Source organism: Pedobacter hartonius, assembly GCF_900107535.1.
In the GTDB taxonomy this organism is placed as follows: Bacteria; Bacteroidota; Bacteroidia; order Sphingobacteriales; family Sphingobacteriaceae; genus Pedobacter; species Pedobacter hartonius.
Genome location: NZ_FNRA01000004.1, coordinates 128,868 through 144,006 on the forward strand (window position 1 = coordinate 128,868; position 15,139 = coordinate 144,006).

Here is a 15,139-nt window from a genome sequence, read left to right on the forward strand (position 1 = left end):
AACGCCATGAACACAGAATTACTTGGAATTATAGCCACCTTCCTGCTTACGCTGGTGATTGCTATTCCGCTGGGTAAGTACCTCGCTAAGGTATTTGCCGGAGAAAAAGTCTGGACAGACTTTTTAAAACCTATTGAATCCGGAATCTATAAACTTTCGGGTATCAACCCCAAAGAAGAAATGAACTGGAAGCAGCATATGAAAGCGCTGCTTACTATTAACCTGGTATGGTTGGTTTATGGATTTTTTGTCCTGATCTACCAGGATAAGTTACCGATGAATCCTGATGGAAACCCGGGAATGACTCCTGACCTTTCTTTCAACACGATCATCAGCTTCGTAGTGAACTGCGATTTGCAGCATTACTCAGGTGAAAGCGGTGTTACTTATCTCACTCAGCATGTGGTGATGATGTTTTTGATGTTTGTGAGTTGTGCAACAGGTATTGCTGCTGCTGTGGTATTCTTTAAAGCATTCAGGGATAAAACCAGCGTTAGGTTGGGTAACTTCTGGGAGTTTTTCGTAAAATCAATTACGCGTTTGCTTTTGCCTCTATCATTAATAATGGCACTGATACTTGCTTTTAATGGTAGTCCAACAAGTTACGAAGCCAAAGACCAGTTTATCTCTTTACAAGGTGATACGGTCAACGTATCCAGAGGGCCTGCAGCTGGTATGATTGCGATCAAACATTTGGGAACAAATGGTGGTGGATGGTTTGGCGCTAACTCGGCGCATCCGCTGGAAAATCCTAACTACGTTACCAATATGGTAGAGCTGATTGCACAAATGATTGTCCCTATTGCTATGGTGATTGCCTTCGGTATTTTCATCAGACGTAGAAGACTGGGCTGGATTATTTTTGGTGTGATGACTATCGGTATGTTCCTGCTGCTCATCCCAACTGTAAGTTCTGAACTGGGTGGTAACCCTGCATTGGCAAAAATGGGGATCTTACAAACAACAGGGGCAATGGAAGGGAAGGAAGTCCGTTTCGGACCAGCAATATCAGCCTACTGGAGTACAGTAACAACAATTATTTCCACAGGATCAGTGAATAACATGCATGACAGTTCAATGTCTTTAACAGGAGCATGGCAGTTACTGGGAATGATGGTCAATTCCTTTTATGGAGGTTGTGGTGTAGGAATACTGAATTATTTTATTTACCTGATTATTGCCGTGTTTATATCAGGACTGATGGTGGGAAGAACGCCGGAGTTCCTGGGGCATAAAGTAGAGGCAAGAGAAGTAAAAATTGCTGCATTGATTACATTGCTCAGCCCCTTCCTGATCTTAGCGGGAACAGCTATTGCAAGTTTCATATTTACCAGCCATGGAGATGCGGCATGGGCCGTACAGCCCAAAAACTGGCTCAATAATCCGGGCTTTCATGGTTTCTCTGAAATGCTGTACGAGGTAACGTCTTCCAATGCGAATAACGGATCTGGGTTTGAAGGATTGGGTGACAATAACGTCCTCTGGAATGTACTCACAGGTTTTGTAATGCTGATCGGGCGTTTCTTACCAATTATTGGTCCGGTTGCCATTGCGGGTTTACTGGGAACGAAAAAATTCATTCCTGAATCTGCCGGTACATTAAAACCTGATACGCTGACTTTCGGTTTGATGACCTTTGCGGTAATCGTTGTACTCAACGCACTTTCTTACTTTCCTGCACTGGCCTTAGGTCCTCTTGCAGAATATTTTACCATGCTTAAATAGATTAGAATGAAATCTTCATCAAATAAATTATTTGAACCTGCTTTAGTGCAAACGGCACTGAAAGAGTCTTTCATCAAGCTTGATCCACGGGTGATGATCAAAAATCCGGTGATGTTTACCGTAGAGATCGGAACAGCTGTGATGGCTTATGTTACGGTATACTCCATGAGCCATACCGGACAAGGTTCGCCCGCTTACAACTTCGTGATCTTTTTAGTTTTATTCTTAACGGTGCTGTTTGCAAATTTCGCCGAGGCTATTGCCGAGGCAAGGGGAAAGGCACAAGCCGATTCCTTAAGAAAAACACGCGAGGAAACGCCTGCAAAAGTGATTATGCCTAACGGAGATATAGAAGTACGGTCGTCCAGTTTACTAAAAAAAGGAGATGTTTTTATCTGTGTGACCGGTGATACCATTCCAACTGATGGGGAGATCATTGAAGGAATTGCTACCATCGATGAGTCTGCCATCACAGGAGAATCGGCCCCGGTCATCAGGGAATCAGGAGGTGATAAATCCTCTGTAACCGGCGGTACAAAAGTATTGTCAGACCAGATCAAGGTACAGGTAAATACCCAGCCGGGAGAAAGTTTCCTGGATAAGATGATCGCTTTAGTTGAAGGTGCATCCCGTCAGAAAACACCAAATGAGATTGCCCTTACGATTTTATTGGCAAGTTTTACGATAGTCTTCATTATTGTATGCGTTACCTTAAAACCATTTGCAGATTATTCCAATACCCCCATTACCATTGCCGCATTGATCTCCCTGTTTGTATGTTTGATTCCTACAACCATCGGAGGACTGTTATCTGCCATCGGTATTGCGGGTATGGACAGGGCATTAAGGGCTAATGTGATTACCAAATCTGGTAAGGCAGTGGAAACAGCGGGTGATATCGACGTATTATTGCTCGATAAAACTGGTACGATCACTATTGGTAACCGTAAGGCTACGAACTTTTATCCTGCTCCGGGAATTGACAGCAATACTTTTATTGAAGCCTGTGTAATGAGCTCTCTTGCAGATGAAACACCTGAAGGAAAATCGATACTGGAGTTAGCTACAGTACAGAACTTCAAAGTGATGCCGGCTCCTGAAGGATCAACTTTCATCAAATTTACTGCTGAGACCCGTTCCAGCGGACTAGATACTTTAGATGGTAAAAGAACACGTAAAGGCGCTTTTGATTCGATCAGGAACATCGTTCTTACTGCCGGAAACCCTTTCCCTGCAGAAACAGAGGATCAGGTAAAGGCAATCTCCAATAACGGCGGTACACCACTTGTTGTGGCCGTTAATGAGAAAACCATGGGCGTGGTTGAGTTACAGGATATTATTAAACCGGGTATCAGCGAACGTTTTGAGCGTCTTCGCAAAATGGGGGTGAAAACGGTAATGGTTACCGGTGATAACCCTTTAACTGCAAAATTTATAGCCGAAAAGGCAGGTGTGGATGATTTTATTGCCGAAGCCAAGCCTGAGGATAAAATGAATTACATCAAGGATGAACAGGCTCTGGGTAAACTGGTAGCGATGATGGGCGACGGAACAAACGATGCGCCGGCCCTTGCACAGGCAGATGTAGGTGTAGCGATGAACAGTGGTACACAGGCAGCAAAAGAGGCTGGTAATATGGTAGACCTCGACAATGATCCAACCAAACTGATCGAGATCGTTGAGATTGGTAAACAGTTATTGATTACAAGGGGTACGCTTACCACCTTTTCCATTGCCAACGACGTGGCCAAATACTTCGCCATTGTTCCCGCGCTGTTTATTGCTTCTATTCCTGCATTGCAAAGCCTGAACATCATGGGGTTGCATAGTCCTGAAAGTGCGATTCTTTCAGCAGTGATCTTCAATGCGATTATTATTCCGATCCTGATTCCATTGGCACTGAAAGGTGTAGAGTACAAACCGATTGGTGCCAGTGCATTACTGCGCAGGAATTTGCTGATCTACGGGCTGGGCGGTGTTATCGCGCCTTTCATTGGGATTAAAATAATCGATTTACTGGTAGGCTTATTTGTTTAATAATCATATAACAACCTCGATTGATAGCTGATTGAGGCGCGAATACATAATTATCAATGTCATGAAAAAATACATCATACAATCTATACGCCTAACCGTGGTCTTAATGGTACTGCTCTGCGTTATTTACCCGCTCTTAGTAGCTTTTGCAGGAAAATTCTCTAAAGGTGAAGGTGGCGGTGAAAAGATCACTAAAAATGGCAAAGTAGTAGGCTATGCACTGATTGGCCAGTCCTTCACCAAACCTGAATATTTCTGGGGAAGGCCATCTGCCGTAGGCTACAATGCTGCCGGATCAGCCGGTTCCAATAAAGGCCCTTCAAACCCTGATTACCTGAAACAGGTGTCAGACAGGATTGATACTTTATTGAAATACAATCCTACCATTAAAAAGGCTGATATCCCTGCAGATATGGTTACCGCCTCAGGAAGCGGACTTGATCCCAATATATCTGAACAGGGCGCCATCATCCAGATTAAACGGATTGCCGCTTACCGTAAGCTGGACGAAAAAAAGGTAGCTGAACTGGTAGTTGAAAACACCCAAGGGCCATTGTTGGGTCTATTTGGACCATCATCGGTGAACGTTTTAAAACTCAATCTTGCGCTGGACGAATTAAAGAAATAATCAATAACACAAGTCATTCCGCCACGCTGCCTGATCCATATGCGTTTGCCAACTCTAGGAACAGGCAGCTTTAAGGAAATCGGAATCTTATTTAACAAAAAATAATACCATAAATATAATGAAAAAACTACTATTACTCGCTATAGGACTAACGATAGGAGCTGCTGCTTATGCGCAGGATGCACCAAAGATCAAAGTAACCGGATACCTGGAGGCTTATTATGGATTTGACTTCAACAAGCCATCAGACAATAACAGACCTGGATTTGTCTATTCACATAACCGTCACAATGAAGTAAACCTGAATATCGGATTTATCAAAGGCAGCTATGAAAGTGATATGTTGAGGGCCAATATTGCGGTGATGGCCGGCACTTATGCCAATGCCAATCTTGCTGCTGAGCCTGGCGTGCTAAAGAATATTTTTGAAGCCAATGCAGGACTTAAACTGTCCAAAACTGCAAATTTATGGGTGGATGCTGGAATTTTTGCTTCACATATTGGTTTTGAAAGTGCCATTTCCAAAGATTGCTGGGTGCTTACCAGAAATATAGCTTCGGACAATACGCCCTATTATGAATCAGGTGCCAAGATAACTTACATCACACCTGATGGAAAGTTTACCGCGATAGCACTTTATTTGAATGGCTGGCAGAGGATTACCCGTCAAAATGGGAACAGCCAGCCTGCCGGCGGAGTACAGCTTACCTGGAAACCGACAGGGAAAATTACCGTGAACTACAGTAATTACCTGGGTACCGAAGGAGCTGATTCAATCCGTGTAACAAGATTTTATCACAATGTTTATGGCATATTTCAGCTTACTGACCACTTCGGCCTGACTGCAGGTCTTGACTATGGAACACAGCAAAAAGCGAAAGGCAGTGATGATAAGAATGAAGTATTGTCTCCTGTAGCTATTGCCCAATACAAAATCAACAGCAAATGGGCTTTGGCCGGAAGAGTTGAATATTATGAAGACAAAAATGGTGTGATCATAGCTACAGATACACCAGACGGATTTAGAACTACAGGTTACTCTGTGAATATAGACTATTCCCCGGTGAGTAATGCTGTTGTACGGCTTGAGGGAAAAGTATATGACAGTAAAGACAAGGTGTTTGTCAGAGATATGAATCCTGTGCATAATAGTGCTACGCTGACAGCCAGTATAGCGTTATCATTTTAATCAATAACTGATGGTGCCCGGATATTTAAAGACACCCCGAGTGAAGTTAATCCTATGCATATGTATAGGGTTAACTTTTGGCGTAATCTGTTATCTTGTAAGAGAAGGATACGTTATTTTAAAATGGTAATTTAATATGATGAAAGACGATAAGGAAGAATCTGTAAAAAAGTTCCTGGATCTGGTAAAGAAGTCCAGAAGAGGAAAGTTTAAAGTCTATATCGGCATGAGTGCAGGTGTGGGAAAGACTTACCGCATGCTTCAGGAAGCACATGCACTTTTAAAGAACGGAATTGATATCCAGATCGGCTATATCGAAACGCATAACCGTGAGGAAACCCATGCGCTTTTAAATGGTATTCCTCTCATCCGAAGGAGAAAAATATTTTATAAAGGTAAGGAACTGGAAGAAATGGATGTACAGGCGATCCTTTCTTTGCATCCGGAGGTTGTTATTGTGGATGAGCTGGCACACACCAATGTAGAAGGTAGTAAAAATGGCAAGCGCTGGCAGGATGTGGCCGATATCCTTGATGCAGGAATTAGCGTAATCTCTGCAGTAAATATCCAGCATCTGGAAAGTATGAATGAAGAGATTGAGACAATTACCGGTGTCCCGATAACAGAAAGGATACCAGATAAGATCCTGGATGCTGCTGATGAAATTGTCAATATTGACCTGACTGCCGATGACCTGATAGACCGGCTGAAAGCAGGCAAAATATACGATCAGACAAAAATCAAGCTTGCCCTGGATAACTTCTTTCAACCTGAAAGGATCCTCCAGCTGCGTGAACTTGCACTGAAAGAAGTGGCGCATCACCTGGAAAGAAAGATAAATATTGAAGTGCCGAAACAAATTAAGCTACGGCCTGAGAAATTTTTGGCCTGTATTTCTACTAATCATGAAACGGCTAAGATTATCATTCGCAAAACGGCACGTCTTGCTTCCTATTACCGGTCGCCCTGGATCGTGCTTTACGTGCAACGTAGCAAAGAGGGTGGGGACAGGATCAGGCTCGACCTACAGCGTCACCTGATCAATAATTTTAAGCTGGCTACAGAACTTGGTGCAGAAGTACTAAAGGTGAAATCTGAAGATGTAACAGAAACTATCACCAGGATTGCTGCTGAAAAGGAAATTACCACCATCTGTATTGGTAAACCACATCTTAGCCTTTTCCAGGTTATTTTACGCACAGCCATATTTAACAAGCTTTTGAAAAGTATATCCGAAACAGAAACTGACCTGGTGATCCTCTCATAAGAACAAAATAATACCATTAAATCATGAAGATAAAAACAAAATTACGCCTCGGATTCGGATTCTTATTCGTGGTGGTGATCTTCTTCGGGGCAATTTCCCTTTACTATATGAACAAGATCTCAGTAAGCTCAAAAGTCATTTTAAAAGACAACTATGAAAGCTTGCGATACGCCCGTTCCATGCGAACGATTATCGATGAAAATGAGTTGCCGCTGTCAGAAACTGCAGCCCTCAGATTTGCGGGCCAGCTTCATATGGAACAACGAAACATTACTGAAAAAGGAGAGACCATGGCCGTTAAAGCACTTGAAGATGCTTTTAGGCTAATGACAGGTAAATCAATTGGTCTTAGTTTGCAAAAGCAGGCTTTAAAAACAGCGCAAGTACAATTGAGGATCATCGATGAACTGAATATGAATGCGATAGTCAGAAAAAATGATCAGGCGCAGCAGGGGGTAGAAAGGGCAGCCACGTATCTAATTACAGCTGCGTCGTTCTGTTTCATCATCCTGTTTTCATTCAGTGTGAACTTTCCCGGCTTTGTTGCCAATCCTCTTCGGGAGTTTTCTGAAGCGATAAAAGAGATCAGCAGAAAGAACTACAAACAACATTTGGTATTCAATGGCACTGATGAATTTTCTGAGCTCGCCAGGGAATTCAACGCAATGACTTCACAGCTTAACAAATGGGAGAATAGCAACCTTGCTAAACTACAGTCTGAAAAACTAAGGATCGAAGCCATTATCGAGCAGATGCAGGATGCCATTATCGGATTGAATGAGAAGAAAGAGATTTTGTTTTTGAACCAGGTAGCAGGGCAGCTACTCAATATGAATGTAAAGGATATAATAGGAGCAAATGCACAGGAACTGGTAAAAAAGAATGATCTGCTGAATCAAATACTGGCGGTTAGCGGTAATGATAAGCCGATGAAGATTTATGCTGATGGTAAGGAATCTTACTTTCAGCTGGAGCGCCGGGAGATAACCGTTCCCACATATGATGAGCAGCAGGATCAGTTACTAAAACAATCCATGAAGACCGCAGGGGAAGTTTACATCCTGAAAAATATTACACAGTATAAGGAACTGGACGAGGCGAAAACAAATTTTATCGCCACAGTTTCCCATGAACTTAAAACGCCGATCTCTTCTATTAAAATGAGTTTGAAGTTATTGGATGACGAGCGGGTAGGTGGGATGAATGTTGAGCAGAAGGAATTGGTACAACATATTAAAGAAGACTGTGGCCGCTTGCTGAAGATCACCAGTGAGCTGTTAGACTTGTCACAGGTAGAAACGGGAAATTTGCAACTGAACTTTGTAAAATCAGACCCACGAAAAATTGCGATTTATGCAATGGATGCGGTAAGGTTCCAGGCCGAACAGAAATCTATAGAACTAGAATTAATCAGCAGGAATGACCTGCCAAAAGTGAATGTGGATACGGAAAAGACAGCATGGGTACTGGTGAATTTTTTGTCCAATGCTTTACGCTATAGCCCCGGAAAATCACAGGTAATTATTCAGATTATAGTGGTTGGCAAAAACATTGAATTTTCAGTTCGGGACTTTGGTAAAGGCATAGATGAGCAATACCAGAAACGGTTATTTGACCGGTATTTCCAGGTGCCGACTGATGGAAATAATAAATCAGGATCGGGACTTGGCCTTGCGATTTCTAAGGATTTTATTACAGCAGAAGGCGGAAGAATATGGGTAGAAAGTGCTATTGGTGAAGGAAGCAGGTTTTGTTTCCTGCTTCCCATAGCTGATTAAATTGTATATTACTGAGTCATTGCACTATTTAGTGCAATGACTGCTGTTTTAAAATCTTCCCTCGCCACTAAAAACTGGATATTTACTTTTCTTAAGGCAAACCCTGCACTTTTTATGCTAATGCCTTTTTCGGTCAGAGCATAAGCACTTTTGGCCAGTAGCCCCGGCTGATCCATATTTGATCCCAGTACGCTGACGAGAGCAACTTTTTCAACTGTAATTTTCTCAAATTCATTTTGCAGGTCTTTTAACAAATGCTTGTTATAGTGGTGCTCCCAGATCACGAGGGATATGCTGTTGGCACTGGTGCTTTTAAAAGTATAACTTATATTGTGTTTGAAGAAGATTTCCATGATCCTAAAATCACTGCCTACAGTACCAACCATCAATGGGTCGTAAACATCTATAACCAGAAGTTTATCTGTTCCGGTAATGATTTCTACACGTTTATTGGAACAAACAAAATCTTTAGTGATCAGTGTTCCAGGATGAGATGGTTCAAATGTGTTTTTAATTCTGAGGTTAATCCCATTAATTTCCAATGGTTTGGCAGCCTTAGGATGGATAGCTTCCATTCCCACATCGGCCAGCTGATCTGCAATATCATAACTGGTGAAGCCTACCGGGCTACAGTTTGGTATACCTACAATTGCAGGATCGGCAGTGGATAAATGATACTCTTTATGTATGATTGCTTCCTTTGGTTTAAGCAGAGCAGCAATTTTGCTAAAGGTAACCTCTGAATAACCGCGATCAAATTCCCGCATGATACCATCTTTGCCTTTGGTGTATCCGGTTACTATACAAACCTGGTCTGAGAGATTAATACCCTTAAAAGACTGCCTGATACGTTGGTCTATTGTCCAGGGGTGATGGTCTTCAGCACCGCTCAGGTCTATAAATGAAGAAATTACCCCCCTATGCTGAAGGATGTTGCTGAGGTTAAAAGCCGCGTGGGTTTCGCCTATTGATGCAAGGATTTCTCTTGCTGCCAGCAATATCCCCTCTTTGCTGACATAACCTGAGGCAAGGATATTGACCAGGTTATCAAGGTAAATTCTTGCGCGGTGCAGCCGCATGGTGATAAACCAGTCGGCGAGATCCAGATCCAAACCCAGGTCCGCCTGGCTTTTATTGATCTTTTTTAGCGATTCTCCGACCTGATCAAGAGAGTCATGAAAGTCAAGGTGTTTTGCAATCCGGTAATAAACGCCGGGTTTACCTGTTTTCTTGTTTTCAAGTAGCATATCCGTAACTCCGGAAAATGCAGAGACTACATATACATGATTATAACGTTCAGCACCATCACGTTCAAACAGGATAATATTCTGAATAACTTTACTGATGGCACTCATCGAAGTCCCACCTATTTTTTCAACTGTTAACATACCATCTGAATTACAATTGGCAGACCAGAAATATAACCAGAATGGCAAGTTTTCGGCAATCCACTACAGGAAGCAATTGAATACTGTTTTTAGCACGGGAATGCAATCTCCATAAAGAGCAAAGCCGTTCTGCAAAGAAATAAAAACCGCCCGAAATGAAAAATGCACTGTCATTTTGGGGTGATCGGAAAACTTGAATCAGCGTTAAAAACTGCCTTTTAATTAAGCTAAACATGTTTCTTTCTTTTATTCTAGTACCGGTACCGCATTTGATCCTGCTGCAAACAGGATTGCTATGGACGATAAAAAATCATTGATCAGAAAGGAAAAGCTTGATTATATCATTGCAGCATATGCAGAAATATGGGCTGAGGTGATGCTTGATAAAAATCTGGATCTACATTTATTACAAGTTGAGGACGACCTGCGGTATCTTGATCACCTGATTAATTCAAAAGATGCAGATCATCCGCAAACTTTTATATACTATACGATTGCCAATGACCTGATTCGCCTCAAAAAGTTTTTAGATAAACAACTTAAAAGGCACGATGAGTTATGAACTATGTCCATTTGTCTGAACCGATTAACTTGAAATAAAACAAAAAACCCCTTAAATCACACGATTTAAGGGGTTTTACCGACTTTTAGAAGTCTAATGGTCGGGGTGGCAGGATTCGAACCTACGACCTCCTGCTCCCAAAGCAGGCGCGATACCGGGCTACGCTACACCCCGAACTTGACCAGCAATTGGAGTTATAAATAACCCTTCGTTGCTGTTGGGATTGCAAAGTTACAATATTATCTTTAGTACGCAAATTTATTTTCTTTTTTTAAGAAAAAGATCCGTAGCGCTGTACTGAATGGGGTTTAAATGATTGTATAACTGCCGTTTATAAAGAATTTCTCAGTGTCACTTTAAAAGGGATTGCAATACGTTCAACCGAGTTTTGTAGAACAAGTTCAGCTGTTTTCTCTCCCATGAGCTGAAAATCTGTCGAAATGGTGGTGATTCCATCCAGGATGATCTTTTTAATAGGGATTTCATTGTAAGATATTACGCCAACATCCTCGCCCACGCGGAACTTTCCCTCCATCAATTTTTCTATAAGGATAACCAGATCGTCTTCCACAAGATTGATATATACACTTCCTATTTCAATTTCTTCCTGGCGCAGGCAATTCACGATCTGATGCCTGAAGTTGTATTTTTCACAAAAGCGGAGAAATCCCAGGATGATCATCTTCGAATGATACGTATGGCGGGGAAAAACTATTTTGAGGGTGTGGTATTTAGCCAGACGTGCCCGCAAATGCTCAAGTGCTGAAAAAATATCGTTTTCAAAGTCTTCATAAACAGCACCAAAATTGCCTGTTACTCCATCAGCAAGTTTGTCCATCAGGATCAGTTTTTTCTTCGGGAGGGAGTCAATGAGGTCATAACCCAATTCTTTGTCTTCGTTAAAGTGTGGTATGATCACACATTTTTCGTAATATCCTGCCTTGTCATGTAGTATCTTTTTAAAGAGCTCAAAATCATTGTTGTAGATATAGAAGTCTATTACGGCTTCGTTTCCGAGCGTAGCAGCAAAAGCATCGTAGATCATTTTTTTATGAATGCTTAGCTTATTGAAGAGGAGCAGGACTTTTGCCTGTCTGTTGTAACAGGTTTGGACGATAAAGAAGCCCTTACCTGCCACAGAGTGAACAAGTCCCATTCTCTTCAATTCATTATATGCCCGCTCAATAGTGCTCCTCGCTGTTTCCAGTGTACAGCTCAGTTCATTGATGGAGGGGAGCAGGTCATTTTTCTTTATTTCTCCGGATTGAATACCTGCTAAGATCGAATTAATCAGCTGCGTGTATTTGGGCGTGATGGAGTACTCGTCAATCCTGACAATATGCTGGATGTTATTCATTTAAGCAGTAAATCATTTAGGTCTTTCTAATGTAACCAATCAGTTATTTCCCCGGAGGTTTAGAAAGAATTTTTATATTCTTGAATGTGCTTATACTGAATTAGTTAAAACGTTTTCTGAATATGGGAGGTTGCTGTTTGGAAGGGCAAAGAAGAAGTTGTAGTTGAAACTTTTAATTCAATTTAATCCTTTCGGAATTGGTATAGTCTATGTAGTAGATTTAGGTAAACATTTAAAAAACACGCAAATGAAAACATTTAGAAATTTAATGATGCTGTTGGTGACAGCATCATTGTTGAGCTCCTGCTACGTTCAGGAACAAGGAAGAGGCAGAGGACACGGACATCACAGAGGCGGTCATGGCCCGGGTTGGCATAGAGGACATTAATTTTTATATTTTTTTGAAAGCCGCAAATTATTGCGGCTTTTTCTTTTGCTAAAGTCCTGTCGGCCACAGTCTATCAGACCCCGGAAAATTAAATTCTCCGCTAGCTGTAACGTTTTAACAAGCAATTGCATCTTAACTGTATAAATGCTTTTGAAAATGAAAAATTTAATTCTACGTTTACTGATGCCAGTTTTGTTCCTTTTTACCGTCTCTGCTGCCAGTGCACAAACTGGTTCTGGGAAATTATCCGGTAAAGTTTTGGACGAAAAACATGCTAACCTTTCTTACGCTTCGGTAAGTCTTTTAAAAGCAAAGGATTCTACACTAATCAAAGGATCGATCACCGAAGAAAATGGTACTTATCTTTTTGCTGACCTTCCCGACGGACAATATATCATCGCCATCAATATGATCGGTTATGCGAAAGTACTGAAAGGCCCATACCTGCTTAACGCTGAACATAAAGCCTACACCATTGAGCAGGTGCAACTGGTACCCACAGCTAAACAACTCAATAATGTAAACATTGTAAGCCGCAAGCCCTTGGTAGAAAGACAAGTGGACAAGACCGTGCTGAACATTGAAAACAGTGTGCTTGCAGCCAGTAACAACGCACTCGAGATCCTGCAGAAGGCTCCTGGAGTAACTGTCGATAAAGATGGTAACATCAGTCTGCGAGGGAAAAAAGGTGTGACCGTTATGCTGGACGGCAAACTGACTTATATGTCCAGCGAACAGCTGGCCAATTTATTGCGTTCCACAGAAGGAAATGCCGTACAAACCATTGAACTGATCACCAACCCCTCGGCAAAATATGATGCTGCAGGTAACTCAGGGATCATTAATATCAAACTCAAGAAAAACAGGAACTATGGTACCAATGGCTCTGTTACTGCCGGAGGGGGGTATGGTAAATATTATAAGGCCAATTCAGGTTTAACCCTAAATCACAGGGAAAAGAAATTCAACATCTTTGGCGACTTTAATTACTCCCGCAGAAAACAGTTTCATGATCTTGATATTGTACGTGTCAACAATACTGCGGCCGACCAAACATATTTTGACCAGACCAGTGATGGAATAGGCACCAGACGGAACTACAACTTTAAAGGAGGGTTCGACTATTTTATCAATGATAATAATACCATAGGTGTAGTAGTAAACGGGTATAATGCAAAAGGAGAAAACGATACAAAGGTATTAACGCTGATCGGTAGTCAGCCCCTGGAAACAGATTCCTCGGTATTTGCAACAACCCCTAACCAGTATAAGTATACCGGGACCACTTATAACCTGAATTATAAAAGCACTATTGATACTTCCGGTCAGGAACTCAATGCAGATATAGACTATTCAAGGTATAATTCTTATCAGAATAATCAATACAACAACAATTATCTGAACCTCGCCGGGGAGCCTTATAAATCTCCCTATATTTTCAGGAGCTTTTCGCCTTCGGATATTAGTGTTTTTGCGGCTAAGGTAGATTATACCTATCCCTTTAGTAAAAAGATGAAACTGGATGCCGGACTAAAAAGCAGTGTGGTCAGCACAGACAACAACTCAGTCTTTGAAAATTTTCTGGATAATAACTGGCAGGATGACCGGGGCCGCAGTAACCAGTTTAAATATAATGAAAATATCAATGCGGGTTACCTGAATCTGAAACGTGAGTTCAGGGGAACTACAGTACAGCTGGGCCTGAGGGGAGAGCAAACCAATTCGAAAGGGAATTCCATAACGGAACAGCGGGTTTCCAAACGTCATTACCTGAACCTGTTCCCAAGCCTTTTCGTGAACCATGTGCTTTCAAAAAACCATGAAATCGGCTTTTCCTACAGCAGAAGAATAGACAGGCCTGATTACGGAGACCTTAACCCCTTTATTTCGTTCGTAGATCTTTACACCTATGGAATTGGTAATCCCTTCCTTAACCCGCAATATACCAATTCCTTTGAGGTTTCTTATTCTTACAAAAAGACCATCAATGCAACCTTAGGTTACAGCCATACCAGCGATGCGATCACCCGGGTGCTGCTTTCAGACACGCTCCGGAAAACGCTGTTCATTACATCGGAGAACCTTGCCGTAAAAAAATCGTATAATTTAAATATCAATTCTCCCCTGACTATCATTAAATGGTGGACAACCAACAATAACGTTACTGTCTTTTATAACAAGTTTAGTACGCCTAATTTGCTGGGTGCGCCTTATAGCAGCGGCAAACTATCTTTTAATGCCAATACTAATCACACGATCAGTGTCAATACCAGTACGAACATCGAAATGTCAGGCTATTACCAATCAGCTATGGTAGAGGGAACGCTGGCCATGAAACCGCAGTATGGTATTGACCTCGGATTGAGTAAATCATTTGCGGACAAAAAACTGAATGTTAAACTGGCGGCAAATGATGTTTTCAATCTGCAGAGATGGCGGATCACCAGTGCATTGCCCGGTCAGAACTACAGTGTGAGTGAAAAAGAAGAAAGCAGGATTTTCCGTTTAACCTGTACGTACCGTTTTGGCAGCAATGATATTAAGGGTGCCCGTCAGCGCAGCAAAGGGTCAGATGCTGAACAGAACCGCGTAAAGTCTGGTGGGTAATTCCTGTTAATAAATGTTAAAATTCGCCCGGTAAAAAGTCTATCAGAGTGGGGGAGATACCAATATTATTTTGTCATATTCCTATTTAAAGATGCTTTACGCCATTTTTATAAGATCCGAAATCAGAAAGCAGCAAAATTTACTTAATTTATTGAGGTATTGGATTTTTATAATTTCTTTGATCAATTTTGCGTTGTTAATAAAAAAATCGAA

General features: G+C 41.6%; 10 protein-coding genes and 1 tRNA gene. 8 read left to right on the forward strand and 3 right to left on the reverse strand.

The annotated features are described in order from the left end of the window. The first annotated feature begins 6 nt into the window (after nucleotides 1–6). From kdpA to BLW16_RS09150, 6 genes are all read left to right on the forward strand, one after another. Nucleotides 7–1,725, forward strand: coding sequence for a potassium-transporting ATPase subunit KdpA (kdpA, locus tag BLW16_RS09125; RefSeq protein ID WP_090556276.1), 1,719 nt, complete (start codon nucleotides 7–9; stop codon nucleotides 1,723–1,725). 6 nt (nucleotides 1,726–1,731) lie between these two features. Next, a complete protein-coding gene (gene kdpB, locus BLW16_RS09130) occupies nucleotides 1,732–3,762 on the forward strand; it encodes a potassium-transporting ATPase subunit KdpB (RefSeq protein WP_090556277.1) in 2,031 nt (676 codons plus the stop codon). Between the two features lie 61 nt (nucleotides 3,763–3,823). Next, nucleotides 3,824–4,390 (forward strand): K(+)-transporting ATPase subunit C, encoded by a 567-nt coding sequence (locus BLW16_RS09135; protein ID WP_090556278.1) that lies wholly within the window; start codon nucleotides 3,824–3,826, stop codon nucleotides 4,388–4,390. 118 nt (nucleotides 4,391–4,508) lie between these two features. Next, nucleotides 4,509–5,579: a porin gene (locus tag BLW16_RS09140; protein ID WP_090556279.1), complete on the forward strand. Its 1,071-nt coding sequence runs from the start codon at nucleotides 4,509–4,511 to the stop codon at nucleotides 5,577–5,579. A 139-nt stretch (nucleotides 5,580–5,718) separates the two neighbouring features. Continuing rightward, nucleotides 5,719–6,846: a sensor protein KdpD gene (locus BLW16_RS09145; RefSeq protein ID WP_394332014.1), complete on the forward strand. Its 1,128-nt coding sequence runs from the start codon at nucleotides 5,719–5,721 to the stop codon at nucleotides 6,844–6,846. Between the two features lie 23 nt (nucleotides 6,847–6,869). Next, nucleotides 6,870–8,624 (forward strand): ATP-binding protein, encoded by a 1,755-nt coding sequence (locus tag BLW16_RS09150; RefSeq protein ID WP_090556281.1) that lies wholly within the window; start codon nucleotides 6,870–6,872, stop codon nucleotides 8,622–8,624. An 8-nt stretch (nucleotides 8,625–8,632) separates the two neighbouring features. Here BLW16_RS09150 and BLW16_RS09155 read toward each other — a convergent pair whose 3' ends face one another. Continuing rightward, nucleotides 8,633–10,012, reverse strand: a complete 1,380-nt coding sequence (locus tag BLW16_RS09155) for an aspartate kinase (protein ID WP_090556282.1) — start codon at nucleotides 10,010–10,012, stop codon at nucleotides 8,633–8,635. Between the two features lie 295 nt (nucleotides 10,013–10,307). Here BLW16_RS09155 and BLW16_RS09160 point away from each other — a divergent pair, with 295 nt between their 5' ends. Further along, complete coding sequence (locus BLW16_RS09160; RefSeq protein WP_090556283.1) at nucleotides 10,308–10,574, forward strand: hypothetical protein; 267 nt, start codon at nucleotides 10,308–10,310, stop codon at nucleotides 10,572–10,574. 97 nt (nucleotides 10,575–10,671) lie between these two features. Here BLW16_RS09160 and BLW16_RS09165 read toward each other — a convergent pair. After that, nucleotides 10,672–10,748: transfer RNA gene (locus tag BLW16_RS09165), tRNA-Pro, on the reverse strand. Between the two features lie 157 nt (nucleotides 10,749–10,905). Beyond that, nucleotides 10,906–11,931: a GntR family transcriptional regulator gene (locus BLW16_RS09170; RefSeq protein ID WP_090556284.1), complete on the reverse strand. Its 1,026-nt coding sequence runs from the start codon at nucleotides 11,929–11,931 to the stop codon at nucleotides 10,906–10,908. 544 nt (nucleotides 11,932–12,475) lie between these two features. Between BLW16_RS09170 and BLW16_RS09175 the strand changes: the two genes are divergently transcribed. Beyond that, on the forward strand, nucleotides 12,476–14,926 hold the full coding sequence (locus BLW16_RS09175; protein WP_175470527.1) for an outer membrane beta-barrel family protein: 2,451 nt from the start codon (nucleotides 12,476–12,478) through the stop codon (nucleotides 14,924–14,926). Nucleotides 14,927–15,139: the final 213 nt, after the last annotated feature.

Coding starts and splice junctions, on each gene's coding strand:
- kdpA (WP_090556276.1), top strand. CDS start 7: ATGAACACAGAATTACTTGGAATTATAGCCACCTTCCTGCTTACGCTG.
- kdpB (WP_090556277.1), top strand. CDS start 1,732: ATGAAATCTTCATCAAATAAATTATTTGAACCTGCTTTAGTGCAAACG.
- BLW16_RS09135 (WP_090556278.1), top strand. CDS start 3,824: ATGAAAAAATACATCATACAATCTATACGCCTAACCGTGGTCTTAATG.
- BLW16_RS09140 (WP_090556279.1), top strand. CDS start 4,509: ATGAAAAAACTACTATTACTCGCTATAGGACTAACGATAGGAGCTGCT.
- BLW16_RS09145 (WP_394332014.1), top strand. CDS start 5,719: ATGAAAGACGATAAGGAAGAATCTGTAAAAAAGTTCCTGGATCTGGTA.
- BLW16_RS09150 (WP_090556281.1), top strand. CDS start 6,870: ATGAAGATAAAAACAAAATTACGCCTCGGATTCGGATTCTTATTCGTG.
- BLW16_RS09155 (WP_090556282.1), bottom strand. CDS start 10,012: ATGTTAACAGTTGAAAAAATAGGTGGGACTTCGATGAGTGCCATCAGT.
- BLW16_RS09160 (WP_090556283.1), top strand. CDS start 10,308: ATGGACGATAAAAAATCATTGATCAGAAAGGAAAAGCTTGATTATATC.
- BLW16_RS09170 (WP_090556284.1), bottom strand. CDS start 11,931: ATGAATAACATCCAGCATATTGTCAGGATTGACGAGTACTCCATCACG.
- BLW16_RS09175 (WP_175470527.1), top strand. CDS start 12,476: ATGAAAAATTTAATTCTACGTTTACTGATGCCAGTTTTGTTCCTTTTT.